At 67.6% G+C, this 17630-nt stretch carries 17 protein-coding genes; 8 read left to right on the forward strand and 9 right to left on the reverse strand.

Annotated features, from left to right (window positions below):
- The first annotated feature begins 49 nt into the window (after positions 1-49).
- From AC067N_RS15655 to trxA, 5 genes are all read left to right on the forward strand, one after another.
- On the forward strand, positions 50-1774 hold the full coding sequence (locus AC067N_RS15655; RefSeq protein WP_478679404.1) for a protein kinase family protein: 1725 nt from the start codon (positions 50-52) through the stop codon (positions 1772-1774).
- Between the two features lie 24 nt (positions 1775-1798).
- Positions 1799-2512, forward strand: a complete 714-nt coding sequence (gene sigM / locus AC067N_RS15660) for an RNA polymerase sigma factor SigM (protein WP_478679405.1) — start codon at positions 1799-1801, stop codon at positions 2510-2512.
- Positions 2509-3441, forward strand: coding sequence for a hypothetical protein (locus AC067N_RS15665; protein WP_478679406.1), 933 nt, complete (start codon positions 2509-2511; stop codon positions 3439-3441). The genes sigM and AC067N_RS15665 overlap by 4 nt, the downstream gene beginning before the upstream one ends.
- A 167-nt stretch (positions 3442-3608) precedes the next feature.
- Positions 3609-4580, forward strand: a complete 972-nt coding sequence (gene trxB / locus AC067N_RS15670; RefSeq protein ID WP_478679407.1) for a thioredoxin-disulfide reductase — start codon at positions 3609-3611, stop codon at positions 4578-4580.
- A 40-nt stretch (positions 4581-4620) separates the two neighbouring features.
- On the forward strand, positions 4621-4953 hold the full coding sequence (trxA, locus tag AC067N_RS15675; RefSeq protein WP_478679408.1) for a thioredoxin: 333 nt from the start codon (positions 4621-4623) through the stop codon (positions 4951-4953).
- Positions 4954-5057: 104 nt separating this feature from the next.
- Here trxA and AC067N_RS15680 read toward each other — a convergent pair whose 3' ends face one another.
- From AC067N_RS15680 to rpmH, 9 genes are all read right to left on the reverse strand, one after another.
- Positions 5058-5675, reverse strand: coding sequence for a GNAT family N-acetyltransferase (locus tag AC067N_RS15680; RefSeq protein ID WP_478679409.1), 618 nt, complete (start codon positions 5673-5675; stop codon positions 5058-5060).
- 322 nt (positions 5676-5997) lie between these two features.
- The gene (locus tag AC067N_RS15685; protein ID WP_478679410.1) at positions 5998-7098 is read right to left on the reverse strand and encodes a ParB/RepB/Spo0J family partition protein; all 1101 of its coding nucleotides are present in this window, start codon (positions 7096-7098) and stop codon (positions 5998-6000) included.
- Positions 7095-8168 carry a ParA family protein gene (locus tag AC067N_RS15690; protein WP_478679529.1) on the reverse strand — a complete coding sequence of 358 codons (1074 nt, stop codon included), beginning with the start codon at positions 8166-8168 and terminating at the stop codon, positions 7095-7097. The genes AC067N_RS15685 and AC067N_RS15690 overlap by 4 nt, the downstream gene beginning before the upstream one ends.
- A 317-nt stretch (positions 8169-8485) precedes the next feature.
- Positions 8486-9202: a 16S rRNA (guanine(527)-N(7))-methyltransferase RsmG gene (rsmG, locus tag AC067N_RS15695; RefSeq protein WP_478679411.1), complete on the reverse strand. Its 717-nt coding sequence runs from the start codon at positions 9200-9202 to the stop codon at positions 8486-8488.
- A gap of 115 nt (positions 9203-9317) precedes the next feature.
- Complete coding sequence (locus tag AC067N_RS15700; RefSeq protein ID WP_478679412.1) at positions 9318-9830, reverse strand: Jag family protein; 513 nt, start codon at positions 9828-9830, stop codon at positions 9318-9320.
- 15 nt (positions 9831-9845) lie between these two features.
- The gene (gene yidC / locus AC067N_RS15705) at positions 9846-11123 is read right to left on the reverse strand and encodes a membrane protein insertase YidC (protein WP_478679413.1); all 1278 of its coding nucleotides are present in this window, start codon (positions 11121-11123) and stop codon (positions 9846-9848) included.
- A 3-nt stretch (positions 11124-11126) separates the two neighbouring features.
- A complete protein-coding gene (yidD, locus tag AC067N_RS15710; RefSeq protein WP_478679414.1) occupies positions 11127-11480 on the reverse strand; it encodes a membrane protein insertion efficiency factor YidD in 354 nt (117 codons plus the stop codon).
- Positions 11477-11848 carry a ribonuclease P protein component gene (rnpA, locus tag AC067N_RS15715; protein ID WP_478679415.1) on the reverse strand — a complete coding sequence of 124 codons (372 nt, stop codon included), beginning with the start codon at positions 11846-11848 and terminating at the stop codon, positions 11477-11479. Before rnpA ends, yidD begins: the two co-directional genes overlap by 4 nt.
- Before the next feature lie 21 nt (positions 11849-11869).
- Entirely contained in the window at positions 11870-12007 is a 138-nt protein-coding gene (gene rpmH, locus AC067N_RS15720) for a 50S ribosomal protein L34 (protein ID WP_003956500.1), read from the reverse strand.
- Between the two features lie 419 nt (positions 12008-12426).
- Between rpmH and dnaA the strand changes: the two genes are divergently transcribed.
- The 3 genes from dnaA (at position 12427) to gnd (ending at position 17617) form a co-directional block, all read left to right on the forward strand.
- A complete protein-coding gene (gene dnaA / locus AC067N_RS15725; RefSeq protein WP_478679416.1) occupies positions 12427-14412 on the forward strand; it encodes a chromosomal replication initiator protein DnaA in 1986 nt (661 codons plus the stop codon).
- A 984-nt stretch (positions 14413-15396) separates the two neighbouring features.
- A complete protein-coding gene (gene dnaN, locus AC067N_RS15730; protein WP_468097081.1) occupies positions 15397-16527 on the forward strand; it encodes a DNA polymerase III subunit beta in 1131 nt (376 codons plus the stop codon).
- A 214-nt stretch (positions 16528-16741) separates the two neighbouring features.
- On the forward strand, positions 16742-17617 hold the full coding sequence (gene gnd / locus AC067N_RS15735) for a phosphogluconate dehydrogenase (NAD(+)-dependent, decarboxylating) (RefSeq protein WP_478679417.1): 876 nt from the start codon (positions 16742-16744) through the stop codon (positions 17615-17617).
- Positions 17618-17630: the final 13 nt, after the last annotated feature.

Genomic DNA, 17630 nt, shown 5'->3' on the forward strand with positions numbered 1-17630 from the left:
TGGCTTTGGCGTCGCAGAGCGCGCAACGGATGGGGAGGCGGGAACGACGGTGGCGGAACGGAGCACGGCTGCCGTCGACGTGGCAGACAACAGTGGTGACGAGCCGCTGACCGCTCAGGCGGACCAGTCCACGGCCGACGGGGAGGCCCAGAACCGGGAGCGGGACACGGACAGCTCGGCGAGCGAAGAGGCACAGGGAAGCGGCGGCACCGAGAGCCCTTCCAAGACGACACCGCCCGAACTGCACAGCGGTCACAAGCTCGCCAGGCGCTACCGTCTGGAAGAGTGCGTCACCCGTCTGGACGGCTTCAGCAGTTGGCGTGCCGTGGACGAGAAACTGCGCCGTGCGGTCGGAGTCCATGTCCTGCCGGCCGACCACGCACGCGCCCGCACCGTGCTGGCGGCGGCGCGTTCCTCGGCGCTGCTGGGCGACCCCCGCTTCGTCCAGGTGCTCGACGCCGTGGAGGAGAACGACCTCGTGTACGTGGTGCACGAGTGGCTTCCCGACGCCACGGAACTCACCACGCTTCTCGCCTCCGGCCCGCTGGAACCGCATGACGCGTACCAGATGGTCACTCAGGTCTCGCACGCCATGGCCGCCGCGCACCGCGAGGGTCTGTCGCACCTCCGGCTCAACCCGAGCGCAGTCCTGCGGTCCGCCGCGGGGCAATGGCGCATCCGCGGCCTCGCGGTGAACGCGGCGCTTCGCGGTATCGGCTCCGACACGCCCCAGCGCACGGACACGGAGGCGATCGGCGCGCTGCTCTACGCGTCACTCACCCAGCGCTGGCCGTACGAGAATGACGCGCACGGCCTCTCCGGACTCCCCAAGGGCGTCGGGCTCATCGCTCCCGACCAGGTGCGTGCGGGCGTCCACCGAGGACTGTCTGAACTCGCCATGCGGGCGCTTGCCAATGACGGCGCCACCGCCTCGCGCCACGAATCTCCGTGCACGACACCGGAGGAACTGGTGAAGGCGATCGGCGAGATGCCTCGCATCCGCCCGCCGGAGTCGGCGTTCACCACCCCACCCGAGTACCAGCGCACGACGTACCAGCAGGGCACGTACGGCCGTCCGGCGTCCCACCCGGGCGCCACCCAGCCCATTGCGACTCCGCCGCCTCCCTTGCAGAGCCGTACCGGCAAGGTCCTCAAGTGGGCTGTGTCGGCGCTGTTGATCGCCGCGCTCGGTCTGGGCAGCTGGCAGCTGGCGGACGCGCTGATGGAGCACGGCGACCAGTCCAACGACACGGACACGAGCCAGACGACGGACAACGACAAGGGCGACAACCCCGTCAAGCCGCCCACGAAGCTCAGCATCAGCAACGCAGCGGAGTACTACCCGGACGGGAAGCCGCAGCACGCGAACGACGTGAAGCTGACCTACGACAAGGACGCGTCCACGTACTGGCGGACCTACTCCTTCAATGACGGACCCACCCTCGCGCCCTACAAGCAGGGTGTCGGCATCGTCTACGACCTGGGCTCCGCCCAGGAGGTGTCGACGGCCTCAATAGGGCTGTACTACGGCGGGGACCACACCTCGGCCACGCTCTACGCCACCGACTCCCTGTCGTCGTCGGCCCCCCTCGGCTCGATGACGAAGATCGCCTCGAGCACGACCAGCGGAACCAACCTGAAGATCTCCGCCAAGAAGCCGGTGAAGACCCGGTACGTTCTGGTCTGGCTCACCGCTGTACCCAAATCGGGTCCCGACCAGTTCAGTCGCGCCGGCTACAAGCAGGCGATCACCGACGTCAAGTTCATGGGCTGAGAGTTCTTCGAGGAAGGGGGTCCGATGGCGCCAGGCGCCGATCACAGTGGGGCGGGCGATCAGGACCTCCTGGCCCAGCATGTCGCGGGCGACCCGGATGCCTTCGCGGAGCTCGTACGGCGCCACCGGGACCGGTTGTGGGCAGTGGCGCTGCGGACCCTGGGAGACCGTGAGGAGGCTGCTGACGCCGTCCAGGACGCGTTGGTCTCCGCCTACCGGGCCGCGCACACCTTTCGGGGCCAGGCAGCCGTCACGACCTGGCTGCACCGCATCACGGTGAACGCCTGCCTGGACCGTGCCCGCAAGGCCGCCTCCCGCAAGACCTCCCCGGTCGACGACACCGAGCGCCTTGAGCAGTTGCTGGAGCCACACGAGTCGGCGTCCGCCCCCGCCGAGCGCAACGATGTGCACCGCCAGCTCCTGGAAGCCCTGGGCACACTGCCGGAGGACCAGAGGGCAGCCCTTGTCCTCGTGGACATGCAGGGCTATCCGGTGGCAGAGGCCGCCCGGATCCTCGATGTCCCGACCGGCACCGTGAAGAGCCGTTGCGCCCGCGGCAGAGCCAGACTTCTGCCGCTCCTGACCCATCTCCGCGGCGACGGAGGGGGCGACCGCGGCGAAAACTCGGGGCGCGGAAGGAACCGGACGCAGGGGACATCCGTCCCACCCGCAGCAGGACCACATGATGCAGGGCCAAGCGATTCAGCTGCTGTGAAGGGCGGAGGTGGACGAGCGTGACTTCCACGACCGACCCAGCCGGGCACCCGGACGTCGAGGAGATCTCCGACCTCACAGAAGGTCTCCTGCCACCGTCCCGTACGGAGGATGTCCGACAGCACCTGGAGGAGTGCTCCCTCTGCGCCGATGTGTATGCCTCGCTGGAGGAGATCCGCGGCCTGCTCGGTACCGTTCCGGGTTCTCCTCGCATGCCCGACGACGTGGCGGGACGGATCGATGCCGCCCTGGCCGCCGAAGCATTGCTGAACGCCACGGCACCCCATGCGGAGACCGCAGAGACTGCCGATGCGTCCACCCCGTCGCGTTCGGCGTCGCAGGCAGACGACCGTATGCGTGTTTCACGTGAAACAAGGACCGCGGCGGGCCGTCCCGCAGGCCGTGGCCGTGGAACTACGGGCCCCGGCCGCTCCGATCCCAAGCGGCGCGCTCGCCGCGTCAGGATCCTCGCCGCTGCCTTCGCTACCGCCACTCTGGGGCTCGGGGTGCTGCTGGTCCAGTCGATGAGCGGCAGCGACTCCGGCGACACCCCTCCAAGCGCGCAGAGCCCGGCCTCCGATGTGTTCTCCGGAGTCAGGCTGCAGAAGAAGGTGGACGATCTTCTCGGCGATCAAACGACGAAGGACGCACCGGGCAGGGATTCGGTAGGCGCCAACACGGCGCCCGGTGATCCGGAAGCCTTCGGCACGAACCCCACCACGAAGCTCATCCAGGACGTGCCCCCTTGTATCGCCAAGGCCATTGGCGACGTGACGGGGGCCATCGCCTCGGAACCCGGGACGTATCAGGGGACGGATGCCTTTCTCGTCCTGGTGCCCGTCCCGGAAGACGCCTCGCATGTCACGGCCTACGTGGTCGATGCCTCCTGCGTGGGCAAGGCCTCGGTACCCGCCGGGGAGATTCTGCTGAAGCAGTCCTACGCCCGCCCCTGAGGGCTGCACGCCGCGCCACCCCTGGCATCCCTGTGCGGTGTCACGGCTCCGTGTGCCCGGACACACCGGGAATGCACGCCCCTTAGGATCCGTTGGGTGGGGTGAGAGTTCCGAGAGCAGCTCCCACCGGCAGTACGCAGCAGTCTCCAGAGACGAGGAATCAAGCCGTGAGCGACGTCCGTAACGTGATCATCATCGGCTCCGGGCCCGCCGGATACACGGCAGCGCTCTACACCGCGCGCGCGTCGCTGAAGCCGCTGGTGTTCGAGGGAGCCGTCACCGCAGGCGGCGCACTCATGAACACCACCGAGGTGGAGAACTTCCCCGGTTTCCGGGACGGCATCATGGGCCCCGACCTCATGGACAACATGAGGGCCCAGGCCGAGCGCTTCGGTGCCGAGCTGGTTCCGGACGACGTCGTCGCTGTCGACCTGAGCGGCGAGATCAAGACGGTCACGGACACCGCGGGCACAGTGCATCGCGCCAAGGCCGTGATCGTCACCACGGGCTCGCAGCACCGCAAGCTCGGGCTGCCCAACGAGGACGCCCTCTCCGGGCGCGGTGTCTCCTGGTGCGCCACCTGTGACGGGTTCTTCTTCAAGGACCAGGACATCGCCGTGATCGGTGGCGGCGACACCGCCATGGAGGAGGCCACCTTCCTCTCCCGGTTCGCGAAGTCGGTGACGGTCGTCCACCGCCGGGACACCCTGCGCGCCTCCAAGGCGATGCAGGAGCGTGCGTTCGCCGACCCGAAGATCTCCTTCATCTGGGACAGCGAGGTCGCGGAGATCCAGGGCGACCAGAAGCTCGCCGGTCTGAAGCTGCGCAACCTCAAGACGGGCGAGACCTCCGAGCTGCCGGTGACGGGTCTGTTCATCGCGATCGGGCACGACCCGCGCACCGAACTCTTCAAGGGGCAGCTCGACCTGGACGACGAGGGCTACCTGAAGGTCGCCTCCCCGTCGACCCGCACAAACCTGACCGGTGTCTTCGGCGCCGGCGATGTCGTCGACCACACCTACCGGCAGGCGATCACCGCTGCGGGCACCGGCTGCTCCGCCGCCCTCGACGCCGAGCGCTTCCTCGCCGCCCTCGCGGACGGCGAGCAGACTGCCGAGCCCGAGAAGACCACCGTCTGACCCCCGTCCCCTCATCGCACCAACCAGTTAGGAGCCCGCCGTGGCCGGCACCCTGAAGAATGTGACCGACGACTCCTTCGAGCAGGACGTCCTGAAGAACGACAAGCCCGTCCTGGTGGACTTCTGGGCCGCCTGGTGCGGTCCGTGCCGTCAGATCGCGCCGTCCCTCGAAGCGATCGCCCAGGAGTACGGCGACAAGATCGAGATCGTCAAGCTCAACATCGATGAGAACCCGGCCACGGCAGCCAAGTACGGCGTCATGTCCATCCCGACCCTGAACGTCTATCAGGGTGGCGAGGTCGCCAAGACCATCGTCGGTGCCAAGCCGAAGGCTGCGATCGTGCGCGACCTTGAGGCCTTCATCGCCGAGTAGTACCGCTGCCGTCACACAGCGGCGATGTTTCACGTGAAACACGAAGGGGCCGATCCCACCGGGGTCGGTCCCTTCGTTTGCATTCGACGCTACTTCGATCACCCTCAGAGCGGTCGAAGCACAGGCTCTTTCTGCACTGCCCCCAGAAGCCGGTCAAGCGCCAACTCGACGTCCTCCTTCCAGGAGAGCGTCGTCCGCAGTTCCAACCTCAGCCGGGGGTATGCGGGGTGAGGACGGACCGTCTTGAAGCCCACTGCGGTCAGGTGGTCGGCGGGCAGGACACAGGCCGGTTCCTTCCAACGTGCGTCACCGAAGGCCTCGATCGCCTTGAAGCCCCGCCTCAGCAGATCCTTGGCCACCGTCTGCACCATCACTCGGCCGAGCCCCTGTCCTTGAAAGCCCGGCACGATGAACGCGGTCATCAGCTGAACAGCGTCCGGCGAGACAGGGCTTGTGGGAAACGCCGTGGAGCGAGGCACATAGGCCGGCGGTGCGTAGAGCACAAAACCCGCCGGGACGTCGTCCACATAGACGACGCGCCCGCAGGAACCCCAGTCCAGAAGAACAGCGGAGATCCAGGCTTCCTTCTCCAGGGCGGGAGTACCGGCCTTTACCGCTGCCTCACCGCTGACTGGGTCCAACTCCCAGAAGACGCACGAGCGGCAGCGCTTGGGAAAGTCCTGAAGGTTGTCCAACGTGAGCGGTACGAGCCGACGCCCCATGAAGGCTGTTCCTCGCTTCCTTCGCCCGCGGCGTCGCGAGCGGCTGTCAGAGCGCTTCGCTCCCTGAGCAGGCTGCCGACGAACCCGCCGACCGCGCCCAGTCCCAGGCCCGCGGTCACCAGACCGGAACGGCTCACGGTTCGCATTGCCCCCGCCTCCCATGAAGGTGCCACAAGGTGGATGCGCCATACCCAACCGCATCGTATCGACGATGTGATTGCCTAGATACTGCCCGCAAGCAAAGAGCGGGCTGTGTCCGGTATACATCGGACACAGCCCGCTCAGGCGGTCGACCAGCCGAAAGGCGTCACCCTTCGAGGGTTCAGGCTTCCGTCTCCTCGCCATCGTCATCCAGCAGACTCCGCTGCAGAACAGGTCCTTCGCCGGGGGCGAGCGACGACAGAATGCGTTCCAGGTCCTCCATCGAGGCAAACTCGACAGTGATCTTGCCCTTCTTCTGCCCCAGGTCGACCTTCACCCGCGTCTCGAAGCGATCCGAAAGCCGAGTGGCCAGATCACTGAGCGCGGGGGAGACCCGAGCACCGGCTCGAGGGCCCTTGGAGCGCGTGGTCGCCTTGGGCCGCGAGCCCATGAGGGTGACGATCTCCTCAACGGCTCGCACCGAAAGCCCCTCGGCCACGATCCGGTGGGCCAGCTTGTCCTGCTCCTCCGAGTCCTCGACGGAGAGCAGCGCCCGCGCGTGCCCGGCGGAGAGCACCCCGGCAGCCACACGGCGCTGCACAGCAGGCGAAAGCTTGAGCAGTCTCAGGGTGTTGGAGACCTGAGGACGTGACCTGCCGATGCGGTCTGCCAGCTGGTCGTGCGTGCAGTTGAAGTCCCTGAGCAACTGGTCATAGGCGGCCGCCTCTTCCAACGGGTTCAGCTGAGCCCGGTGGAGGTTCTCCAGGAGCGCGTCCAGAAGAAGCTTCTCGTCATCTGTGGCCCGAACGATGGCCGGGATCGCCTCCAGACCTGCCTCACGGCAGGCGCGCCAGCGCCGCTCACCCATGATGAGCTCGTAGCGGGCCGGTCCCATCTGCCGTACGACGACGGGCTGGAGAAGACCGACCTCCTTGATGGAGGTGACCAACTCCTGGAGGAGATCCTCGTCGAACACCTCACGGGGTTGCCGCGGGTTCGGCGTGATGGAGTCGAGAGGCAGCTCGGCGAAGTGGGCACCGATGGGGGCCGCCGGCATCTCGACGCCACCGTTCGGAGGCGGCTCCTCTGTTTCACGTGAAACATTGGGCAGCGTAGCCACCCTTGCGGCCGCCACCCCTCGTTCCGAGGTGGGGACCGGTACCACTGCCGCTGGGGGGGACGCAGGTCCTCCCATGGCCGGCGGTGCCGTCTTCTCCCCCGTCGGGGCTGCAGGGATCAAAGCGCCGAGACCACGGCCCAACCCCCTCCGTCGCTCGCTCACTGGATCCCCTCCACCATGCTCGGGTTGTTCTGCGCGCCGCTATGGGCGTGCGTCGGGTCATAGCTCACGCCGACGCCCTTCAGCGCGATTTCTCGTGCCGCCTCAAGGTAGGAGAGGGCACCACTCGATCCTGGATCGTATGTCAGCACGGTCTGCCCGTAGCTGGGCGCCTCGGAGATACGAACTGAACGCGGAATGCTCGTCCGTAGCACCTCGTCGCCGAAGTGGTTGCGCACCTCGTCGGCGACCTGTGAAGCAAGGCGCGTCCGGCCGTCGTACATCGTGAGCAGGATGGTCGACACATGGAGGGCAGGGTTGAGATGCCCCCGCACCAGGTCGACGTTGCGAAGCAGCTGTCCGAGACCTTCCAGCGCGTAGTACTCGCATTGGATCGGGATGAGGACTTCCTGGCCGGCGACCAGGGCGTTGACCGTCAGCAGGCCCAGCGAGGGAGGGCAGTCGATCAGGATGTAATCCAGCGGCTGCTCGTACGCCTGAATCGCGCGCTGGAGCCGGCTCTCACGGGCAACGAGGGACACCAGCTCGATCTCCGCACCGGCGAGATCGATCGTGGCCGGAGCGCAGAACAGCCCCTCGACATCGGGAACGGGCTGGACGATCTCCGACAGAGGCCTGCTCTCGACCAGCACGTCGTAGATGGACGGCACCTCGGCGTGGTGGTCGATACCCAGAGCGGTGGACGCATTGCCCTGCGGGTCAAGGTCGATCACCAGGACACGGGCGCCATGCAGAGCCAGCGAAGCAGCAAGGTTGACCGTCGTCGTGGTCTTACCGACGCCGCCCTTCTGGTTGGCGACCACCATGACGCGGGTCTGCTCAGGCCGGGGCAGCCCCTCCCCTGCGCGGCCCAGAGCCTCTACCGCCAGTTGGGCAGCACGACCGATGGGAGTGTCGTCCATCGGGGGCGGTGTTTCACGTGAAACATCGTCCCCCATCGATTCGGTACGGGGACCGGGGACCGGATCGGTCATCGGTCCCGCGATGTTGGCGTCGGACCGCAAGGATTCACTCTCCTCGACTTCAGGCTCGCAATGAACAGAGCCTCCCATGTCTTCGGGGTGGTGAACCAGTGAGGCCTGGGGTTCTGTGGAGAAATCCACCTTTGTGGAAATCTCCGCTACCTCTCCGAGTGACCCGAGAGGCTTCCGGTCGCGCGGTTCGGCCGCGGCGCGGCCACGGCCGATGATGCCGTGTAGCAGTGAGCGACGTTTCACGTGAAACACGATGCATAGCCGTCCAGGCCACCATCGCGCGACACTCCGACATACGTAGGTTGGAGGCTTGTGTGGAGTACGTCTCGTGGTCGGGACGCATCAGCCAACAGGCAGATCCACCATGCCAGTGATCACCGACCAAAGCCCTGCACTCAACGACGTCGACGCGCCCGTCCCGTTCGGGCCGCCTTTGCGCGCTTCGCCGCGAACCGCACGCCGCCCGGGCTTTCGCCGACTTCCACGCGGACCACCGTGGACAACGGATCCACTACGCCCTCCCCTACATGAAGGATGGAGGTCTCCACGGCGCCCAGCTTGCTCAGTGCCGTGGCCGCGCTCTTCAGCTCCTCCTCAGCGGTGTCGCCCTTGAGCGCCAGCATCTCTCCGTAGGGACGCAGGAGCGGAATTCCCCAGGTGGCCAGTCGGTCCAGCGGAGCCACGGCACGTGCCGTCACCACATGGACCGGCTGAAGCGTGCCGAGGACCTCCTCGGCCCGGCCCCGGACGACCGTGACATGGTCGAGGCCCAGTAGTTCCACGACCTCCGTCAGGAAGTTCGTGCGTCGCAGCAGCGGCTCCAGCAACGTGATCTTCAGGTCGTCCCGGACAAGTGCCAGCGGGATGCCGGGTAGCCCTGCACCGGAGCCGACGTCGCAGACCGTCACTCCCTCGGGCACGACCTCGGAGAGCACCGCGCAGTTCAGCAGGTGCCTCTCCCACAGGCGAGGCACTTCCCGCGGGCCGATGAGACCTCGCTGCACTCCCGCTTCCGCCAGTAGCTCGGCGTACCGGACCGCGTCCGCGTAGCGATCACCGAATACATCGCGCGCCTGCTCAGGCGCAGGGGGGAGCTCCGCTGCCTCCGTCACGGGGACCGTCCTTCCGTACCGCAAGAGCGCAGTGTGCGCTGACACCAGAACAACAGGCTGACAAAGTACGGCCCCGCCTGCGTGCAGACGGGGCCGGCGAAACGTACGTACCGGATCAGGCGGGCAGCACGACGACGAAGCGCTGCGGCTCCTCGCCCTCGGACTCGCTGCGCAGGCCCGCGGTCTTGACCGCGTCGTGCACGACCTTGCGCTCGAAGGGCGTCATCGGCTTCAGTTTGACGGGCTCGCCGGTGCTCTTCGCCTCGGCCGCGGCCTTGGCGCCCAGCTCGGAGAGCTCGGCACGCTTCTTGGCGCGGTAGCCGGCGATGTCGAGCATCAGGCGGCTACGGTCACCGGTCTCGCGGTGCACGGCCAGGCGCGTGAGCTCCTGGAGCGCTTCGAGCACCTCGCCATCCCGGCCGACGAGCTTCTGCAGATCGCGACTGCCGCTGTCGCTGATGATCGAGACAGAGGCACGGTCGGCCTCGACGTCCATGTCGATGTCGCCGTCGAGATCGGCGATGTCCAGCAGACCTTCCAGGTAGTCCGCCGCGATATCACCCTCCTGCTCCAGGCGGGTGAGGGTGTCTCCACCCTCGGAGGCGGCGGAGGTGGTGCCTTCCGTCACGGGATGGGCTCCTTCTTACTTCTTGGACGGGGACTTGGGGCGCTGCTGGCCCTTGCGCTGACCGGACTGTGCCTTGCTACGGCCGCCGGCTCCGGGCTGGGGCGCCGCCTTCTTGGCTGCGGCCGCCGGCTTGGCGTCCTCGGGCTCGTCCGACTTGGTGAGCGAGGTGGGCGCGCCCTTCGGCTCGACGTCGTCAGCGGTCTTGGTGGTACCGGACTGACGCTGGGCCTTGGTCTGACGCTTGGGCTGCTGGCGCCTGGCAGGAGTCGGCGTACCGTCCTCGGCGGTGGCGACGGCCGAGGCCTCGCTCTTGATCACGGTGCCGTCGGCCTGGGCCGCGAGGCCCTCCTTGGTCAGGCCGTTGATGAACTTCCGCTCGTACTCGTTGCGGTCACGGCCCTTGACGACGATCGCCTTGACGATGGCGCGCTCACGCCGGTTGCGGGTCTTGCCGTGGCGCGTGACGTGCTTGTAGAGACGCTCCAGGTAGGCGGCCTGGGCCTTGGAACCCGGGGTCGGGTTGTTGTGGATGACGTACATCTGCTGGCCCATGGTCCACACGTTGGTGGTCAGCCAGTAGACGAGGACACCGACCGGGAAGTTGATGCCGAAGACGGCGAACATGATCGGGAAGATGTACATCAGCATCTTCTGCTGCTGCATGAACGGCGTCTTCACCGTGGTGTCGACGTTCTTCGTCATCAGCTGGCGCTGCGTGTAGAACTGCGACAGCGACATCAGGACGATCATGATCGCGGTCACGATGCGGACCGTGGTGATCGAGGCGTCGAGCGCCGCGGCCTCCGCCGAGCTGTCCGTGAAGGTCGCGGCCAGCGGCGCACCGAAGATGTGTGCCTTCTGCGCACTCTCCAGCAGGCTCTCGTTGATGACACCGATGGTGTCGTTGTTAGCGATGCTGTTGAGCACGTGGTACAGGGCGAAGAAGAACGGCGACTGCGCCAGGATGGGAAGGCACGAGGAGAGCGGGTTGGTGCCCGTCTCCTTGTACAGCTTCATCATCTCTTCGGACTGACGCTGCTTGTCGTTCTTGTAGCGCTCCTGGATCTTCTTCATCTCGGGCTGGAGCGTCTGCATGGCCCGGGTCGCCTTGATCTGCTTCACGAAGAGCGGGATCAGGCAGATCCGGATCAGGATCACCAGGGACACGATGGACAGGCCCCAGGCCCACCCGGTGTCTTCGCCGAAGAGGGCGCCGTACACCTTGTGGAACTGGACGATGACCCAGGAGACGGGTGTCGTGATGAAGCTGAAGAGACTGGCAATCGTGTCCACTAATCATGCTCCTTGGGCATGGGACGGGCTCTCGGCGGCCGGGCTCGAAGGGAGGTGCCCCTCGGTGGCCGGTTCGGCGGCGGAGGACCCGCCCTTGCGTGCGCGCCACGCACCACGCACCATCTCGTGCCACCGCGGACGCTTGCGCGGCGGGACATGGTCCACACCGCCGAGCGACCACGGGTTGCACCGCAGGATGCGCCAGGCCGTGAGGGCCGTGCCCTTGATCGCACCGTGGCGGTCGATGGCCGTGAAGCCGTAGTGGGAGCACGACGGGTAGTACTTGCACACCGGCCCGAGCAGCGGACTGATCGTCCACTGGTACAGCTTGATCAGCGCCAGCAGCGGGTACTTCATCGTGCGCCCCCTCCCAGCAGCCGTCGTATGGCGGCATCCAGGTCTTGGGCCAGTTGTACGTGGTCGGCGTCGCCCGCACCGGGCAGCGCTCGTACGACTACCAGGCTACCGGGGGGAAGCTGGGCGACTCGATCGCGCATGAGATGGCGAAGCCTGCGCTTCACCTTGTTGCGGACGACGGAGCCGCCGACGGCCTTGCTCACGACGAAACCCGCACGCGTCGGGGGAGCGCTCTCCCCAGGCGCGTGCGGGTCCGTGGCACCGCTACGTAGGTGAACGACGAGGAGCGGGCGTCCAGCCCGACGCCCTCGTCGTACCGCGGTCGCGAAGTCCTCGCGCCGCCTCAGCCGGTTCTCGGTGGGCAGCACGACGGCATGACCTGACCGGGATCAGGCGGACAGACGGGCGCGACCCTTGCTACGGCGGGACGCGAGAATCGCGCGGCCGGCACGGGTGCGCATACGCAGCCGGAAGCCGTGGGTCTTCGCGCGACGACGGTTGTTCGGCTGGAAGGTGCGCTTGCTCACTCGGGGGCTCCAGAAATAAATCGGTAGTTGCGGGGTGCCGTCCTGGCTGTCACCGTGCGCCCACGAGTAGCTCGTATAAACGCCCGAGTGCACCGCTTTCCGATCACCTGACGCGATCTGTGCCCATCGGAGGCAGGCGGCAGCAGCCATCGACAACTCGACCTGGTTACGGTACGCGCGGCTGCGCCATCCGGTCAAACCAGAGGTCACGGAGAGACACTATCCACAGGCTGGGGACAACAACTTGAACCGTACCCGCCGCCGTGACTACCGTGACGGAACTCCGATTCCTTCCCTTTCCTCGGCTGCTGGGTCACCGACCAACCCACCAGACCCGCTCCCGAGCGCACCACCCGAGTTCCGTCCCGACCCCCGTCCCAGAACCACACGTTCGTGGGACCTGTGAGAGAGCGTGCCCTGTGGCTGACGTACCTGCCGATCTTGCCGCAGTGTGGCCACGAGTACTGGAACAACTCCTGGGTGAGGGCCGCGGCCAGGGGGTCGAGGTCAAGGACGAGCGCTGGATCAGACGCTGCCAGCCGCTCGCGCTGGTCGCGGACACCGCTCTGCTCGCCGTTCCGAACGAGTTCGCGAAGGGCGTACTCGAAGGGCGGCTCGCGCCGGTCGTCAGCGAGACCCTGAGCCGGGAGTGCGGCCGTCCGATCCGTATCGCCATCACCGTCGACAGCTCCGTCGGCGAGACGCCGGCGCCGCCGGTCCAGTCCCGCTTCGAGGAACCTGAACTCCCCTCCGGCCCGGCCCAGAGCCGCGACGCCTACGACGGCAGGGACACGTACGACGGCGGGCGGGACCCGCGAGGTCCGTACGACAACCAGAACTCCTACGAGAGTCAGGGCCGCGACCCGTACGAGGGCTACGGCCGCCACCGCGCCGACGACCGGGGCACCGGCGGCGGGGCGGGCGACCAGCTGCCACCGCCCCGCTCGGAGCAGGTGCCCACCGGCCGCGCGGACCAGCTCCCGACCGCGCGCCCGGCGTACCCGTCGGAGTACCAGCGCCCGGAGCCTGGTGCCTGGCCCCGGCCGTCGCAGGAGGACTACGGCTGGCAGCAGCAGCGACTCGGCTTCCCGGAACGGGACCCGTACGCGTCGCCGTCGTCGGACTACCGTCCGCAGTCGATGGAGCGGCCGCCGTACGACCAGCGCCCGGAGTACGACTCGGCGCGGTCCGACTACGACCAGCCCCGCCCCGACTACGACCGGCCGAGCGGCGACTACGACCAGCGGCCGGACCGGCGCGAGCTTCCCGAGCCGTCGCCCGGCGGCCCCGGTGTGCACCGGGGCGGTCCTGGCGGCGGTGCGCCCGGGCCGCTGGCCGCGCAGCCCGCGCCGGCGACGGGTCCGGGCGAGCCCACGGCACGCCTGAATCCCAAGTACCTCTTCGACACGTTCGTCATCGGCGCCTCGAACCGCTTCGCTCACGCCGCCGCGGTGGCTGTGGCCGAGGCGCCGGCGAAGGCGTACAACCCTCTCTTCATCTACGGCGAGTCGGGGCTCGGCAAGACGCATCTGCTGCACGCGATCGGGCACTACGCGCGCAGCCTCTATCCGGGCACGCGGGTGCGGTACGTGAGCTCGGAGGAGTTCACCAACGAGTTCATCAACTCCATCCGCGACGGCAAGGGCGACAGCTTCCGCAAGCGCTACCGCGAGATGGACATCCTGCTCGTCGACGACATCCAGTTCCTGGCGGACAAGGAGTCGACGCAGGAGGAGTTCTTCCACACGTTCAACACGCTCCACAACGCGAACAAGCAGATCGTGCTCTCCAGCGACCGGCCGCCCAAGCAGCTGGTGACCCTGGAGGACCGGCTGCGGAACCGCTTCGAGTGGGGTCTGATCACCGACGTCCAGCCGCCCGAGCTGGAGACGCGTATCGCGATCCTCCGCAAGAAGGCGGTGCAGGAGCAGCTCAACGCCCCGCCGGAGGTGCTGGAGTTCATCGCCTCCCGCATCTCGCGCAACATCCGCGAGCTGGAGGGCGCGCTGATCCGGGTGACGGCGTTCGCGTCGCTCAACCGGCAGCCGGTGGACCTCGGCCTGACGGAGATCGTCCTCAAGGATCTGATTCCCGGTGGGGAGAACGCGTCCCCCGAGATCACCGCGACGGCGATCATGGCGGCGACGGCCGACTACTTCGGGCTCACGGTCGAGGACCTGTGCGGCACCTCACGGGGCCGCGCCCTGGTGACCGCGCGGCAGATCGCCATGTATCTGTGCCGTGAGCTGACCGATCTGTCGCTGCCCAAGATCGGCGCGCAGTTCGGCAACCGGGACCACACCACCGTGATGCACGCCGACCGCAAGATCCGCGCGCTGATGGCCGAGCGGCGCTCCATCTACAACCAGGTGACCGAGCTGACGAACCGCATCAAGAACGGCTAGGCAGGGACGCCCGGCACACCGGCCGACGGGCCCTGCCGTACGCCGCCACCCGTGGCCGACGGCCCCCGCCGTACGCCACGTGCGCCGGCCACGAGACCCCCTTCGTACGCCGCAGAAGGCGCCCCGGGACGAGTTCCCGAGGGCGCCTTCGCCGTTCCCGGGGTGCTCGCAGGCGTGCCCCGGCGTCCTCGCGCCGTCAGCCGGTGTTCGAATACCGGCCTGGTTACGGGCGTCCTCCACAGATTCGGGGACTTTCTCCCGTCCACACCCTGGGGACCGGGAAGTTATGCAGATCATGTCCACAGGGCGGTCTACTGAGAGATCATCAGGCCAGGTCAACAGCCTGTGGATTGGTGGACGAACGATCTCCACAGGCTGTGGACGAAGCGAGGATCCACAGACTGTGGACGGACTTGTCCACCGGCAACCCACAGGCTGTGGCTGGTTGTCCCCAGCCATCCCCAGCTTCTCCACATGCCTGTCCACTGTTCGGCAAGGAAACCGGCCTTCTCACTGTGCCGAGTGAAAGCCGTCACATGAAGTTGCCTGGTTGGGCTGTGGGAAACGTGGGTAAACCTGGGGACACGGTTGGGGAGAAGTGCCGTCCGGCTGTGCATGGAGTGTGCAGAACTTTCTGTTCTCCACAGAGTGGCGTGGTTGTCCACCGGCTCCACCCACAGGCCCAGTGGACAAAATCTCCTGCCTGAGCTGCGCAAACGCGGTTATCCACGGTTTCCACAGGCCCTACTACTACTCCCAACTAGAGAGAGCTGGGAATTCGTTTCGAAGGGGGCCCTGTGCACAACTCGCTCTCGGCTGCCCGACCGCGCCTCGGCACGACTTGACCCCGGAAGGCCCCGAGTGTCAGTGGCGTGCGTCAGACTGTTCCCCGGTGTCCTTCCCTCCACAGGAGCCAGCGACACCGCGACAGACGACGAAGCCAGGCAGGGCGAGAAGCGCCGGCAACAGCAGGAGGCGGCAACAGTGAAGATCCGGGTGGAACGCGACGTACTCGCGGAGGCCGTGGCCTGGGCGGCGCGCAGCCTCCCGGCCCGTCCGCCGGCGCCTGTCCTCGCCGGCCTGCTTCTGAAGGCCGAGGAAGGCCAGCTGAGCCTGTCCAGCTTCGACTACGAGGTCTCCGCGCGGGTGTCCGTGGAGGCGGAGGTCGAGGAGGAGGGCACCGTGCTCGTCTCGGGCCGTCTCCTCGCGGACATCTGCCGCGCCCTCCCCAACCGCCCGGTGGAGATCTCCACAGACGGCGTACGGGCGACGGTGGTCTGCGGCTCCTCGCGGTTCACCCTCCACACACTGCCTGTGGAGGAGTACCCGTCCCTGCCCCAGATGCCGAACGCGACGGGCACCGTCCCCGGCGAGGTCTTCGCCTCCGCCGCCGCCCAGGTGGCCATCGCCGCCGGACGTGACGACACGCTGCCCGTCCTCACCGGTGTGCGCATCGAGATCGAGGGCGACACGGTCACGCTGGCCTCCACCGACCGCTACCGTTTCGCGGTCCGTGAGTTCCTGTGGAAGCCGGAGAACCCGGACGCCTCCGCGGTCGCGCTGGTGCCCGCCAAGACGCTCCTGGACACCGCCAAGGCCCTCACGAGCGGCGACAGCGTCATCCTGGCGCTCTCCGGCTCGGGCGCGGGCGAGGGCCTGATCGGTTTCGAGGGCGCCGGCCGTCGGACGACCACCCGCCTCCTCGAGGGCGACCTGCCGAAGTACCGCACACTGTTCCCGACCGAGTTCAACAGCGTGGCCGTGATCGAGACCGCCCCCTTCGTGGAGGCCGTCAAGCGTGTGGCCCTGGTCGCCGAGCGGAACACCCCGGTGCGGCTCAGCTTCGAGCAGGGCGTGCTGACCCTGGAGGCCGGCTCCAGCGACGACGCACAGGCTGTGGAAAGGGTCGACGCCCAGCTGGAGGGCGACGACATCTCGATCGCCTTCAACCCGACGTTCCTGCTGGACGGTCTAAGCGCCATCGACTCCCCGGTGGCCCAGCTGTCCTTCACGACCTCCACCAAGCCCGCGCTGCTCAGCGGCAAGCCGGCGGTGGACGCCGAGGCGGACGAGGCCTACAAGTACCTGATCATGCCGGTGCGACTCAGCGGCTGACCCGTCGAGCGACCCGCCGTCGCCGCCGTCGGGCGGCCGGAGGTCGTCCACAGCGCTGCGGGGCCCGGTGGATCACCGGGCCCTCGGTGCGAAAGCGCAGGTCGGGGCGTACGTATGAGCGGGTATGCCCACAGGTGTGCGTGAGCGTCCGGGTTTAGGCTCGTGCATGGGTACGCAGTGCCCTCATGCCACGTCGCAACCTAAGGAACAACTGATGGAGCTCGGTCTCGTCGGCCTCGGCAAGATGGGCGGCAACATGCGCGAGCGGATACGCCGCGCGGGCCACACCGTCATCGGATACGACCGGAACCCGGATCTCGCCGATGTCCACAGCCTCGAAGAGCTTGTGGGCAAGCTCAAGGGCCCCCGCGTCGTGTGGGTCATGGTCCCGGCAGGCGCCCCCACCCAGTCGACCATCGACGAGCTGGCCGAGCTCCTGGACCCCGGCGATGTCGTCGTGGACGGCGGCAACTCGCGCTGGACCGACGACGAGAAGCACGCCGAGGAGCTGGCGGCCAAGGGCATCGGCTTCGTCGACTGCGGTGTCTCCGGGGGCGTGTGGGGCCTGGAGAACGGCTATGCGCTGATGTACGGCGGCGACGCCGAGAACGTGGCCAAGGTCCAGCCGGTCTTCGACGCGCTCAAGCCCGAGGGCGACTCCGGCGCCGTGCACGCCGGCAAGGTCGGCGCCGGGCACTTCGCGAAGATGGTCCACAACGGCATCGAGTACGCGATGATGCAGGCGTACGCCGAGGGCTGGGAGCTGCTGGAGAAGGTCGACTCCGTCACCGACGTCCGTGAGGTCTTCCGCTCCTGGCAGGAGGGCACGGTCATCCGCTCCTGGCTGCTCGACCTGGCGGTGAACGCCCTGGACGAGGACGAGCACCTGGACCGTCTCCGGGGTTACGCACAGGACTCGGGCGAGGGCCGCTGGACCGTGGAGGCCGCCATCGACCACGCCGTGCCGCTGCCCGCGATCACGGCCTCCCTCTTCGCGCGGTTCGCGTCGCGGCAGGAGGACTCCCCGCAGATGAAGATGGTCGCGGCGCTGCGGAACCAGTTCGGCGGGCACGCGGTCGAGAAGAAGTAACCCGCACCCCACG

It is taken from the genome of Streptomyces sp. NPDC042364 (assembly GCF_056437585.1).